The sequence below is a fragment of the Pontibacter liquoris genome (assembly GCF_022758235.1).
Classification (GTDB): domain Bacteria; phylum Bacteroidota; class Bacteroidia; order Cytophagales; family Hymenobacteraceae; genus Pontibacter; species Pontibacter liquoris.
In genome coordinates this window covers 1,683,097-1,696,302 of record NZ_JALEBG010000001.1, presented here as the reverse complement: position 1 = coordinate 1,696,302, position 13,206 = coordinate 1,683,097, and the positions used below count along the sequence as shown (strand labels likewise).

The following is a 13,206-nucleotide window of genomic DNA, read 5'->3' as shown; positions in this document are numbered from 1 at the left end:
CCGGCCGCTTTTGCAGTTGTGTTCGTTTCCAGGTACCCGGCCTTTTCTTCAGATCTTCTTTGGCTGTTTACCGGAAGACGTAAGTTAAAGTATAAGACGTTATTAGGACATAATCTATCGCGCACTAAACACCTACTATGATAAATAAAACTGTAAACAATGCGCAAGAGGCACTGCAAGGCATTCGGGATGGCATGACGCTGATGCTGGGTGGCTTTGGGCTTTGTGGCATTCCGGAAAACGCCATCCAGGAACTGCTTCGTTTGGGTATAAAGGACCTGACGTGCATCTCTAACAATGCCGGCGTAGATGACTTTGGAATAGGCTTGTTGCTGCAAAAGCGACAGGTAAAAAAGATGATCTCCAGCTATGTAGGCGAAAATGCGGAATTTGAGCGGCAGTTGCTTTCCGGCGAGTTGGAGGTAGAACTGAACCCGCAAGGCACGCTAGCCGAACGCATCCGGGCGGGGGGCGCCGGCATACCTGCTTTCTACACACCAGCCGGCTTTGGAACCGAAGTGGGCGAAGGCAAAGAGAGTCGGGAGTTTAACGGCAAGTTGTATTTGATGGAAACCTGGCTGAAAGCAGATTTTTCTCTGGTAAAAGCCTGGAAAGGCGATACCGCCGGTAACCTGATCTACAAAGGCACAGCCCGCAACTTTAACCCCATGATGGCGGCTGCCGGAAGTATAACTGTAGCCGAAGTGGAAGAACTGGTACCCGCCGGCGAACTAGATCCGAACATGATTCATACCCCCGGCATCTACGTGCAGCGCATTTTCCAGGGCGAAAAGTACGAGAAGCGCATTGAGCAACGGACAGTACGCCAGTTTTAGGCATCCGGATTTAATTTGTAACAGATCTTATCAGCACATTTCTATGGCTTTAGATAAACACGGTATCGCAAAACGCATCGCAAAAGAAGTAAAGAACGGCATGTATGTTAACTTGGGCATTGGCATTCCGACCCTGGTGGCCAACTACATTCCGGAAGGCATCGAAGTGGTGTTGCAGTCAGAGAACGGTTTGCTTGGCATGGGCCCCTTCCCTACCGAAAATGAAGTGGATGCCGATATGATTAATGCCGGCAAACAAACCGTGACCACCCTACCCGGCTCCGCCCTTTTCAGCTCGGCCGAAAGCTTCGGAATGATCCGGGGAGAGCACGTGAACCTGACCATACTTGGGGCCATGGAAGTTTCGGAGAACGGCGATATTGCTAACTGGAAGATACCGGGCAAAATGGTAAAAGGTATGGGCGGCGCCATGGACCTGGTCGCATCTGCTAAAAACATTATTGTAGCCATGCAGCACACCGCCCGCGATGGCTCCTCCAAATTATTGCCTGAATGCACGCTCCCGCTTACCGGCCTGCATTGCGTTAAAAAGATTGTAACCGACTTGGCCGTACTCGAAGTAATGGGAGCGGGAGGGTTTAAACTGCTGGAACGGGCACCGGGCGTAAGCGTTGAAGAAATAAAAGCCGCTACTGCAGGCAAGCTATTGGTAGAAGGCGATATTCCGGAGATCCAGGTTTGATAATGCTGCCAAATTGGCCTCGAAAGCGCAGCTCCAACACTGCGCTTTTTTTGTTATTTTTGTATAGGTAGCCTGCGGCTAGGCGTTATACCTGCATATTTATTATACCAAAACACCCCTTACTGCCCGTATACAGAGCAGTAGTTACTTTTTATATTGTTTATGAGTGATAAAACAGATACCAGTACCGAACATAGATTAATACTGCGCCAGCTCGAACTGAAGGATTACAAAGAAGTGAAAGAGATCATGGACATTGTATACTCCAGTATGGGCGCCTGGACCCGAAAAGAGCTTTCTAATCTGTTAAAGAAATTTCCCGAAGGCCAGATCTGCATCGAAGATAATGGCAAAGTAATAGCAGCGGCTCTGAGCCTCATTATCAGCTACGACAAGTATGGCGATAAGCATACGTATGAGCAGATCATCGACAACGGCACCTTTAAGTCGCATGACCCCGAGGGCGAAACGCTCTATGGCATCGATGTGTTCGTGCATCCTGAATACCGCAACATGCGCCTGGGCCGCCGCCTTTATGATGCCCGCAAAGAGATTTGCGAGAACCTGAACCTACGCGGCATTATTGCCGGCGGACGTATACCGGGCTATAAAGACTACGCGGATAAATTAACGCCTGCCAAGTACATCGAAATGGTGCGCAACAAGGAATTATCGGACCCAGTGCTCTCATTCCAGTTGAGCAACGATTTCCACGTCCGCAAAATTCTGAAAAACTACCTGCCCGACGACAAGGAATCGCGCTCGTACGCCACGCTGCTGGAGTGGATCAACGTGTATTACGAAGAGAAGGAAGAGGTATTGGGCGGCCGTAAGACCGTAGTGCGTATTGGCATCGTGCAGTGGCAGATGCGGGCCGTAAAAGACCTCGACGATTTTATGCAGCAGGTCGAATTCTTTGTGGATACGGTAAGCTCCTACAAATCAGACATTGTGGTGTTCCCCGAATTCTTTAATGCGCCGCTGATGGCTCTTACCAACGAAGAATCGCCTTCCGAAGCGATCCGAAGTATGGCTGAGTATACCGAGGAGATCCGGGAACGTATGATTCACCTGGCCCTGTCGTACAACATCAACATCATTGCGGGCAGCATGCCGGAATATTACGACAATAAGCTCTACAACGTAAGCTACCTGTGCCGCCGCGACGGCACATACGATGCGCAGTACAAGCTTCATGTTACCCCCGATGAGTCGCACTACTGGGGTATGCGGGGCGGCCATAAACTGAAAATATTCGACACAGACATTGGTCGAATCGGCATCCTGATCTGCTACGACGTAGAATTCCCGGAACTGGCGCGCATGCTGTCGGATATGGACATGAAGATCCTTTTTGTGCCCTTCTGGACAGACACGAAAAACGCCTACCTGCGGGTACGCCTTTGCTCGCAGGCGCGTGCAATCGAAAACGAGTGTTATGTGGCCATTACAGGCAGCGTAGGCAACTTGCCGAAAGTGGAGAACATGGACATCCAGTACTCTCAATCAGCTGTCTTCTCCCCTTCAGACTTTGCTTTCCCGCACGACGCGGTCATTGCCGAAGCCACGCCAAACACCGAGATGACCCTGATTGCAGACCTGGACTTGGATTTGCTCAAAGACCTGAACACCGGCGGCAGCGTACGTAACTTGAAAGACCGCCGCAAAGACCTCTACAACCTGAGCTGGGTAATGCGGAAGGAAGAGTAAAAGAGTTCCTAAAATTTAAAAAGGCCCTTGCTAAAGTATAGCAAGGGCCTTTTTAAGTATAGGGTGGTAAGTTATACTTAAGCAGAGGTCTTCTTCTCCCCTAACGAAATGGCTACGATGATACCTGCTATAAGAGCTACCGTCGCGCCGATCGCCAGATATAAAATTAAATTTGGGCCAGTAGGATGCGTTTGAGGTGAAAAGTCTATCACAACCTGTATGTTATCCATCTGGTCCAGGTCAGCCTCCAGCTGCACCTGTCGCTGGTACATGCTTAAGGTTTCCTTATATAAATTGGAAGGGTCCAGTGGCTCGCCATAAACAAACCCATTAACCGGCCCACGTGGTGTAGCTGCCGTTTCTTTGATACTATCCAGAGACGCAATTTCTTCTTTTAGCTTGTTGATCATACTTTGCATTCTGCGCTGCCTGATCTCCTTCTGTCTTTTAAAGTATTGATTATTTTCCAGGTAGGATGTCAAGGCTGGTTCCATGACAGGGAACATACTTTTATCATATAATGCCAGTTCGATCTTAAAGGGAGAGCCTACCAGAATGCTGTCTTCTGCCACTTCATCCAGGTTCGAAAATTCCAGACTTTTGATCTGCTTTGCCGAAGCTGCGGGTATGTTTAAGCGCTCAGAAATGGCTACTATGTTGCCATCCTGCACCATATCGGCCAGTTTGTCTAACTGATCCTCAACAAACTGGTTTCGGATATCTGCTAAAACCAGCGTCATAGACGATGAATAATAAGGCTTGGCCAGGTAATATGCTCCGAAGCTAAGCGCCACGCCCAGCACCATAAAATTTATGAGCAATTCTTTTCTGAGAAATAATAGACGGAAGAAATTAGCAAACCCTCTTCCAATTGCCCGGAAAATACCGAAAAAGGCATTGAATACCGCCGCTATATCAATTTCATCAGCTGTGGCCCGTCGCTCCGAATTCGTTACCGGCACTTCTTTATTCTCTTCGTTCATTTGCAAGGTTTAATTAGCGGGAAGCTAGTTATTATGTATTTACTACAGAATCATTCATGCTACTCTTTAAAACGATGATGCAAGATACAACCTCATTGAATAATTTCAGCTGTTCTACAAATAGCTGGTAATGACCCTTTGCCTGAACAGCCATTATTTTTTACCGATGATCTATATGATCTTTAGCAATCATCTGGTAACTGCTGCAAGTATACGCATAAGGAAGTTTACCAAAAGCTGCTTTTGCCTGAAACCAGAACCGCATTAACTTTCTTTGAAATAATTGCCAAAGGCATGTATGGCAACTTTCATCGTTAAGGACTTTATTCTGCGGCAACAGCTTGCTCCTCCTCTTCTAGTTGCCGGAGAAGTCCGAAAGCAAAAATGGAATTAAACAGAGAATAAAAAACAACGCCTTTTTGCCTGCTTAAGGTAGTCTCTGTTAGGCTGCCCATGATAAAGGTTACCAGAAATAGCAGGTATAGCGGTTTGCGGTTACGCAGGCTCAGCAGCAACGGAAAAAGCAGCGAAGCGACAAAAAGAAGTAATCCGATCAGGCCATGCCGCACCAGTTCTTCCAAAAATTCATTGTGCGCATTTAAGTTTTCCTTATCACCCCAAAATCTGACGTTAGTATAACATCGTTGCAGCGCAAGCTGTACATCGCCCGTACCCAGCCCTAACAACCAGGCCTTTTGCTCATCCAATGCTGTAAAACAACACGTCCACTGGATAAGGCGGGGCGCTATGGGGCTATGGATATCATCCTGTAAGGTATAAAATTCTTCGGCTTTATGCCTGGTATTCGGAAGGCTCAGAATTATTAACCCCATAACGAACAGGGCTAAAAAAGCCGGAAGAAGCACCTTCTTTTTTTGATGAATGACAAGCGTATAAAATAAGGCAAGTATCAGCAATATAAGCGATGTCAAAACCGCGGTGCGGGCTGCCAGTAAAATCAGAAACGCAAATAAGAACAGCGCAAGCAGGCCAAAAACAACCCGTACACTGCTGTTGAAATATTTTGGCAAAACGCTGAAGTAGAGCGATGCGGCTGTTGCAAAAACCAGGTACATACCGCTATAGGCATGATGCATGTGCAGGATACCATCAATTGTCTCTGTCAGGTTAGGTATGCCATAAATGGTGCCATACTTATAGAGGAGAATATAGAGTGTATAACAGCAAAAAAGAAGGCACGCTACAATAAAAGCGATCACAATGGCATAAAGGTGCTTGCGGGCAAGTATAGGCGATCCGGCAAGTAGTATTGGAAAGAGCAGCAGGGCGGCCTTTCTTTCTATCTTACCCAGCCCCGAACTCATGTTTTCAGTATAGAGCAAGCCGATCACCTGCATAGCAAAGACAGAAATAAATAACCACACCAGCTTGTTTGTAGCAGCCGCTTGCAGGCGCTTTAAAACAGAGCCTGAAAAGACCCAGGAAATAATGAAGAGCGCAATGGCTGTGTTGTTTAGGTTAACAGAAAAAGGCAGCGTTGCCGCAACAAGTATAAGGCTAGCGAGCTGTAGCTTATACCCAAGGGGATAGCTTGCGGATATGATAAAGTGCTTTATACCTGTTACCATTGAGCTTAACTGATCGCTATGTTGTGTTGCTTTACTGTTGCTTCTGCCGGCTGGTGCCCTTTATAATAATTTACATACAGGTAATATAGCCCCAGCATAATTACAAAAGGCAAGGCATTAGATGGAGTTGTGATGCGGTGCTCTGTAAAGCTCATAATGGTAAGGTTAAAGTATGATACGAGCAGAAAATTTCGGATGAGCAGCTGTTGTTTGTTGCGAATAAGAAAGTTGTAAACCGAAACCCAGAACAACACAAACAGCCCTAAGCCCACAATGCCCTGCTCCCCGAGAATATGCAGAAAAGAATGATGGGCATGCGAGTCATTGAACACCTTGTTGGGCTGTGCATTGGTGGCGATCAGGTGCGGAACAACTTCATTAAACCGAAAGGGAACGTCGTTGATGGAGCCAAACCCGGTACCAACTACAGGCGAGTGTAAAAAACAATCCACAGCTCTGGGCCAGGTATCATAGATGCGTATGTATACATTGTTCAGTTTAGTTGAAACAGAGCCAAATTTCCTTTGAGCAAAAGTGTTATAATTCTGGTTAATATCAGCCCGGGGGCCATTCATTATAAATTGCTTATAATCAGGATAAGTATAGCAAAGTATAATTACCTGTATAGCAGCAAGCACTACAAACAACAGGGTAATAAGATGTTTCCGGCGCCCATAAATTACCAACAGGCAGCCAAGCCCAAGTATAAGCCCCAGAATAGAACCGCGTGAATATGTAGAAAAAAGAAAAAAGGAGTTCAGCAACAAGAGCGATAAGTTGACAGCGGTTCTTTTCTCCAGGAAAAACAGAAAAGCAAGGCTAGTTACAATACTAAAAAAACCTCCGGCGCCATTGGTAGACAGGAAAAGCCCGGTAAATGCAGGCTCCGCCAGTCGTAGAAAATAAAGGTAAACCAACAGGTTTATACCTGTGGAGATTAGCAGAAACCGTTTAAAAAGTTTTTCGATATCAAATTGATAGCTCAGAAATGGTAGTACCAGCAGCGGCAGATATGATATAAAGAAGTTACCATCATACCTGTAAAACTGAAAATGGAGAAACGATTTCGGGTAATACAATAAGGTACTCAGGATTGTGAAGATTGTAAAAAGCCCTAACCAGAACACCATTTCAGGAACAAACCGTTTCCGGATCAGGACAAAGGGCAACAGCATGGCAGCCACTAAAGTGGGTAGCGGACTGATGTACACAAAATTGGTCATTGTTCCGAATAACCCAATAATGGTAGCAAAGAGCAATATCTTTTTCAGTGATAGCCTCATACCCTCTCTATAACCTTCATCAGTTTTATGGCAGATTTTTCCCAGCTGAAGTGCCGGCTCCGTTCCAGTCCTTTGTGGATCAGGTTGTTTCGCAGTTCCGCGTCCGAAGCCAGCAGCCCAATGGCACGGGCTATATCCGCTATATCGGTTGGATTAACGTATAAACTAGCGTCTGCACATACTTCCGGCAAGCTGGAGGTATTGGAAACGATGGTGGCGCATCCGCATTGCATGGCTTCTAATGGAGGAATGCCAAACCCCTCGAAAAAAGAAGGATAGACAAAGAAAAGCGCATTCCGGTACAAGCCAGGCAAAGCTTGATCTGGCAGGTAGCCTGTAAGAATGATCTGATCATTGCCCAGAAGTAGTTGTTGCAGAGCGGGGTCCTTAAATATACTGGAGGTGGCCCCCACTATTACCAGTTTAATGCCCGGCAACTGGCATTGGTTAAAAGCCTTTACCAGGTTAAGCAGGTTCTTTCGGGGGTCCAGGGAGCCAACAGCAAGTATGTAGGCCCCATACTTAGATGGCGTTGCTTCCTTGCCTGTCGTGCACAAATAATCAGATACAGCGTTATATATGACCGCTATCTTTGCTTCCTGTATCCCGAGCAACGACTGAATAGTTTGTCTGGAATAGTTACTTACTGTGAGCACTTTAACGGAACGCCGGGCAATGCGCGGCAACAGGAACTTATATACAGCGGCGAAAGAAGCCGAGAACCAGGCGGGGTTAATGAAAACAGCTAGATCATGAATGCAAACTACCTGCTTTCTGTAAAACAATGGCGCCGTATTACAAAGGTTTAGCAGCAAAGGTTGATTATGCTTTTTCAGGTATAAGGGTAGTTCCAGTTGCTCCCAAGCATGGCCTGCTAAATGGCCAAATGTAACCACCTCCAGTTGCTGGGCAATTTCTTTGTGAACCAACTTACGAGGCGCAACAAACACAGCATGCGGATATAGCCTTTTTAAACAGAGGCTGATCTCTATGGCAAAGCGCTGCACCCCTGTAACAGGTTGCGTTAAAAATCGCGCATTTACGATAATCGTCTTCTGTTTACTTTCTTGCATAACTTACTGGATAAACCTATTGATTGGCCACTCTTTCTTATTTCTGATGGCTTTTGATATAGTTTACCAGGTTCTGAATAACAAACTCGCGGCTGTAACTTTCCACTTTCTGAAAGCCTTGCGCAATATAGTGATCCCGGTTTGCCGCAACCTTTAAGATGCTGTTCAGCCAATCTTGCTCCTGCCACGTCTTTACGGTTTCACCAGCCCCTTCTACTACCTCGATCATAGCAGAGTTATGAGGCGACACTACCGGGCAGCCACATGCCATCGCCTCCAGTTGGGGCATCCCAAAGCCTTCGTTCAGGGAAGTGGACACATAAACAGCCGCCATACTATAGAGTTTTACTAACTGCTCGGTGGTAATAAAACCAGCAAATCGGACCTTCTCTCTCGGAAAATTCTCCTGGTTTATAATTTCTTTAATGCGGGTAGCTCCCCATCCGCGGGCGCCCACTACCAGCAGGCTATACCCCTGAGCTACTAGCTTGGGAGCAAGCGAAAGCAAAAAGCTGAGGTTTTTGCGGGGTTCTAACGTGCCGACAAACAGTATAAACTTTTTGTCGGCTATACCCACTTCCTGCAGCAATGTTTGCTCCTCTTCAGGCGTAAGCTGGATGGGTTTAAAAATAGCTGTATTGATGAAAAAACCTGTAAAAATATCTTTACACTTTCGTACAGGGAAAAAGCGCATGATACCTGCCCGGGTATAGCCTGAATTTGCCCAAAGCATATCGGCATTGTTCACAGAACGGTCATGAAACAGTTCGAAGATAAGGCGGTTCATACCCGACATGGTGCTTTTATGTTCTTTATACACAGTGTCGTGGACCGTAACAAGGGTTTTGACCCTGTTAGGCAGCAAAGGCGGCAGCAGAAACGCCGGCGCCCAGAAAAGGTCCGCCCCAATTTCGGAAATAATATTGCGCACTTTCAGCACATACCACAAGATGCCCAAGTTAGGCATTAGCCGCAACGGCCGCACCACGACATGAACGTTGGCTGCCTTCACCAGCTTATTGGCCAACTCCGGATGGAATTCAGCATTAGTCAGCAGGTAAAACTGCCATTCGGGGCACTGCTGCGAGAGGCCATTGATAGCAGCTACTAAAAAATTGGGAATACCGGAAGGTGTGGTGCGCAGGCCTCTGCAATCAATGGCTATTTTCATGCCGTTCAGATCTTATTTAACAGCTACCGTTAGCAAATTGCTGGTAAAAATACCACCGCTGGTGCTTCCATTCGCGATCTTCAGAAATAGCTTTATACCCGGGTTCAGCACAAAATCCCAGAGCAGCCGGCGAACCATACTTTTTACACCTACTACCATAGGGGGCAAAGCGTAATGGCTGAATTTCCGAAAACCTCCCATACGCAGAATCTGCGACATGCTATCAACCGAAAAGGGGCGTATGTGGGTAACATCGCCATAATAAGAAGGCCGTAAAGGCGCCAGGCTATTGGGCACATGAAGTATGAACCGGCCATTATCCTGTAAGCTTTCGAAAACTTTCCGCAATAACGAAACAGCATAGTCTATTTCAAGATGTTCCAATACATCCATCAGAATGATAAGATCATACTTGTTACCAGCCTGCAGAAATTCCAACGCATCCGCTTCCTGCACCTGATGTAAGCCAAGGTTTTCTCGGGCATAGGCAATCTGCTCCTTACTTATATCAATGCCTGTAATGTTTGTATACCCTACTTCCAGAATAGCTTTGGTATACCTGCCATAGCCGCAGCCTATTTCTAAGATCGCAATGCTTTTGTCAGGGTTAAAGTGCGGCAACAGATTCTTTCTAAAGTATAGCGCGCTGTTTTTTGTAAATTCTGCTTCATCTACATCGTGCAGCACCGAGGTGGAAGTATAGTTTTTATATAAATCTATTTTCATGCTGAAATAAGTATCTGATCTTTGATTCAAAACGGATAGTATGTTGAAATATACGCTTTCAGGTTTAACTGCCTTTTAAATTATGTTTATGTGTAGCTTCCAAGTATGAAGTGAAACATGATTTAAGAGGCATAAAAAAGTGAGTATTGTTTGTGCTTTAGCTCCAGAACCAGGTAAAGCCCCAGCGTAATAAATACTTCTGTGAAGATGATCGCGGCCGTTGTACCAATGGCCGAAAAGGCAGGAACAAGGGTTAAATTAAGAAGTCCGTTTAACAATGCGCCACATACCAGAATGGTACTATAACTCTTCTTCATGTTGTAAGCTACCAGTATTTGATAAGGCGGGTTATTGAGCACCACAATAACCGGCACAACGCTTAAGATTTTGAGCAAAAAGGATGCCTGTGGAATTGATTCCCCGCTGATGAGCAGGACAATGAGATCTGAGAAAACAAACAAGATGCCTGATCCCACAAAAATAAGGATGAAGAAAGGCACAAACACTGTTTTAAAAAAAGCTTTAATCTCGGCATGTGAGTTGGTGGTGAGTTTACAGACATGCGGAAATATAGCTCCTGAAAAGGCTCCCAGCAGTTGGCGGATTACCCAGATTACTTTCTCGACGATGCTGTAATAGCCCACAATAGTGGCACTGGTAAAGAAGCCAAGCACAATAATGTTGACGTTGTTATAGGAGGTAATAGAGAAGTTTGACAGAAAGATAGGCCACCCCTCCTTAAGCTGTGCTATGATGTGGCTGAAGGCTGGCATTCTGAACCGGATACGAAACTTAGTGAATGCGATCCACATACCTACAATACCTGATAAGATGTTACCCAGCGAAGAGAGCAAGATCAGGTATATATAGTCACTTTGCTCCCGTATGACCACGAATGTAAGTATGGCAAAAACAGATTTTGCACCTAAGTTGAGATAGGTCAGATACTTCATTTGCTCCATCCCCTGGAAGAACCAGACCGGTACAATAGACTGACCCATTACGAGACTGAAACCCATGATAAACAACGGGGCTTCCGCGCTGAATTTAGGTATAAATAACAAGGTTAGCAGGAGTATCAAAAAGCAACTAACAGCCAACAGTAGCTTTACCATGATGACTTCACTGAATGTTTTACTTAGCCTATCGGTATTTTCCCGGTTAATGGAAATATCGCGGGTAGCCGAAAGGCCAAAGCCATACTCTACCACCACTGCAAAATAGCCCAAAACAGCTTGTGCAAAGGCAACAGTACCAAATTTATCGGTTCCGATAACCCGGATTATATAAGGCAAGGTAATAAGCGGGAGTAAATAGTTAGTTGCCTGGATAGCTCCCAACGACATAAAGCTTTGAAGAACCGTTTTCTTCTCCCCTGATAAATACTTATTAATCAAGCCTGTTCTCAAAACTTATGTTTCCCGTTAATATTATTTCAATAAACATCCGCTTTTACATTGCGCTTTAAGTTTCCTTCACTAAGTATGGCTTTGCCACAAACTTTCCTTCGCTATTAGAAAGCAAAGTTAGTAATTCTGCCGTTGGAGCCAGCAATTCTTCAGGAAGCCTATACGGATTCCCATACTAAGCTAATATGAGTAGAGGACTATTCCTGCTGTCTTTAGACGGTTGCCTGCTTTTATACCCGATACGAAGGCATTTCCGTCATCTTACCTGCATCAAAGCAGCCAAAGGCTCTAACGTAAAGCTATTCAGATGTATTTCATGCTAGTATACTCAAAAGACAGCCTATGCTTTCGTGTTTTTAATTCAAAAGTTTGTCTTAAGCTATTTATACTTAATTTTGAAGGCGCAAAAGCAGCTTTTCTGGTATAGCGAACGTTTATGGCGTAGCTAACGCTTTTATAGCTACAAACCAGCTTTGCAACGCATAATTATAAATTCATTGGGTTAGTTACTCTTCCAGGTAGCTTCCGGCTGAATCCGGCCTTACACATACTATGAAAAACATAAAAGTAGCCATTGTACATGAGTGGTTTGTAGATTATTCCGGCTCAGAACGCGTGGTAGAGCAATTGCTACATATTTTCCCTAATGCCAGTTTGTTTGCTGTCATCGATTTTCTTCCTGAGAACCTCCGACACCATCTGCTTCACAAAAAAACTACGACAACTTTCATCCAGAAGCTTCCTTTTGCAAGAAAACACTATAGAAAATACCTGGCCTTAATGCCTCTGGCCATTGAGCAACTCGACGTTTCAGCCTTTGACCTGGTAATATCGAGCAGTCATGCAGTAGCCAAAGGTGTGCTTACCCATGCCGGCCAGGTGCATGTATGCTACTGCCATTCTCCTATTCGTTATGCATGGGACCTGTACCACCAGTATCTAAAAGAGACTGGCTTAAATAAGGGCGTCAGAGGGTTCTTTGCGAAATCTATTTTGCATTATATACGCATGTGGGATTATACAACAGCTCACCGCGTGGATTACTTCATTGCCAACTCGGCCTATATCGGCCGCAGAGTCAGGAAAGTATATAGCCGCGAAGCTGCAGTGATTTACCCTCCTGTGGATGTAGAAAGCTTTACGACTATAGCTGAAAAGGAAGCATTTTATTTAACGGCGTCCAGGCTTGTGCCTTACAAAAAAATAGATCTGATCGTAGAAACGTTTGCCCACTTACCCGATAAGCAACTAATTGTGATCGGCGACGGACCTGATTTTAAAAAGATACAGGCAAAGGCAACATCCAATGTTCGCCTTATGGGCTATCAGTCTTTCGAAATACTTAAAGACTACCTGCAACGAGCGAGGGCGTTTATATTTGCTGCTGAAGAAGATTTCGGCATTCTGCCCGTAGAAGCTCAGGCCTGTGGCACCCCGGTGATCGCGTTTGGAAAAGGAGGAGCCTGCGAAACAGTGCTCAATGGGAAAACAGGTATCCTCTATCCCACGCAGGATATAGTATCCCTTACCGATGCCATTGCAAAATTTGAATTGCAGGCAGCAGCTTTTAATAAGGATGAGATCAGGGAGAATGCAGAAAGATTCAGCAAAGAAAATTTCAAAAACGACGTGATAGCTTTTTTAGAAAGTATAAAAGAACTACAGGCATAAGAAGTTGCTTAAATAAAGTAGAAAATAATTCCCGATTTAAATACCCAGCATT

11 protein-coding genes are annotated in these 13,206 nt (G+C 45.3%); 4 read left to right on the top strand and 7 right to left on the bottom strand.

Annotated elements, in window-relative coordinates; all coding sequences use genetic code 11:
* Positions 1–137 precede the first annotated feature (137 nt).
* The 3 genes from LWL52_RS06955 (at position 138) to LWL52_RS06945 (ending at position 3,249) form a co-directional block, all read left to right on the top strand.
* Complete coding sequence (locus LWL52_RS06955; protein ID WP_242918250.1) at positions 138–836, top strand: CoA transferase subunit A; 699 nt, start codon at positions 138–140, stop codon at positions 834–836.
* Positions 837–879: 43 nt separating this feature from the next.
* On the top strand, positions 880–1,539 hold the full coding sequence (locus LWL52_RS06950) for a 3-oxoacid CoA-transferase subunit B (RefSeq protein WP_242918249.1): 660 nt from the start codon (positions 880–882) through the stop codon (positions 1,537–1,539).
* Between the two features lie 162 nt (positions 1,540–1,701).
* Positions 1,702–3,249, top strand: a complete 1,548-nt coding sequence (locus LWL52_RS06945; RefSeq protein WP_242918248.1) for a bifunctional GNAT family N-acetyltransferase/carbon-nitrogen hydrolase family protein — start codon at positions 1,702–1,704, stop codon at positions 3,247–3,249.
* 77 nt (positions 3,250–3,326) lie between these two features.
* Here the strand turns inward: LWL52_RS06945 and LWL52_RS06940 are convergent, their stop codons facing one another.
* The 7 genes from LWL52_RS06940 to LWL52_RS06910 all read right to left on the bottom strand — a co-directional run bounded on the left by LWL52_RS06940 (position 3,327) and on the right by LWL52_RS06910 (position 11,471).
* The gene (locus LWL52_RS06940) at positions 3,327–4,232 is read right to left on the bottom strand and encodes a chain length determinant protein (RefSeq protein ID WP_242918247.1); all 906 of its coding nucleotides are present in this window, start codon (positions 4,230–4,232) and stop codon (positions 3,327–3,329) included.
* Between the two features lie 323 nt (positions 4,233–4,555).
* Positions 4,556–5,821, bottom strand: coding sequence for an O-antigen ligase family protein (locus LWL52_RS06935; protein ID WP_242918245.1), 1,266 nt, complete (start codon positions 5,819–5,821; stop codon positions 4,556–4,558).
* Between the two features lie 5 nt (positions 5,822–5,826).
* Entirely contained in the window at positions 5,827–6,951 is a 1,125-nt protein-coding gene (locus LWL52_RS06930; RefSeq protein WP_242920668.1) for an O-antigen ligase family protein, read from the bottom strand.
* Positions 6,952–7,100: 149 nt separating this feature from the next.
* On the bottom strand, positions 7,101–8,177 hold the full coding sequence (locus tag LWL52_RS06925) for a glycosyltransferase family 4 protein (RefSeq protein WP_242918243.1): 1,077 nt from the start codon (positions 8,175–8,177) through the stop codon (positions 7,101–7,103).
* Positions 8,178–8,214: 37 nt separating this feature from the next.
* Positions 8,215–9,348 carry a glycosyltransferase family 4 protein gene (locus LWL52_RS06920; RefSeq protein ID WP_242918241.1) on the bottom strand — a complete coding sequence of 378 codons (1,134 nt, stop codon included), beginning with the start codon at positions 9,346–9,348 and terminating at the stop codon, positions 8,215–8,217.
* Between the two features lie 12 nt (positions 9,349–9,360).
* The gene (locus LWL52_RS06915) at positions 9,361–10,104 is read right to left on the bottom strand and encodes a class I SAM-dependent methyltransferase (protein WP_255748639.1); all 744 of its coding nucleotides are present in this window, start codon (positions 10,102–10,104) and stop codon (positions 9,361–9,363) included.
* Between the two features lie 92 nt (positions 10,105–10,196).
* Positions 10,197–11,471, bottom strand: coding sequence for a flippase (locus tag LWL52_RS06910; protein ID WP_367615708.1), 1,275 nt, complete (start codon positions 11,469–11,471; stop codon positions 10,197–10,199).
* Positions 11,472–12,035: 564 nt separating this feature from the next.
* On the opposite strand from LWL52_RS06910, the gene LWL52_RS06905 reads away from it, so the two are divergent.
* Positions 12,036–13,154 carry a glycosyltransferase family 4 protein gene (locus tag LWL52_RS06905; RefSeq protein WP_242918236.1) on the top strand — a complete coding sequence of 373 codons (1,119 nt, stop codon included), beginning with the start codon at positions 12,036–12,038 and terminating at the stop codon, positions 13,152–13,154.
* Positions 13,155–13,206: the final 52 nt, after the last annotated feature.